The organism is Bradyrhizobium sp. Ken51, from assembly GCF_055807435.1.
Map to the genome: position 1 here is coordinate 1 of NZ_JBVVPB010000158.1, position 291 is coordinate 291.

Below are 291 nucleotides of genomic sequence, written 5' to 3' on the forward strand. Positions count from 1 at the left end.
GTGATTATCGTCGGCAGGTTGCAGGGAATATCGCACCACCAATAAATTCGTCAACGACGCGCCGATATCCACCAGCGAATCCACCAGCGCGGCGAGAATACTCACCGACCCGGTATACCACCATGCAAAAATTTTAATCAGCAATAGCAGCGAAGCCATCGCCGTCGCAGCAATCGCCGCCCGACTGACCAGCCGTCCATAAGATTGATTCATAAATACTCCCGCTATCAACTGACGCTAGTATAACGGAAGCAAATCATCTGCAATGCATTAAGCAGCAGGCAAATTGAG

1 protein-coding gene is annotated in these 291 nt (G+C 50.2%); it reads right to left on the reverse strand.

The window, feature by feature from the left end:
• Positions 1-213, reverse strand: a 213-nt coding sequence (locus AC0L27_RS41295; protein ID WP_167851886.1) for a cation efflux transmembrane domain-containing protein, incomplete at its 3' end; no start/stop codon positions are given.
• Positions 214-291 lie beyond the last annotated feature (78 nt).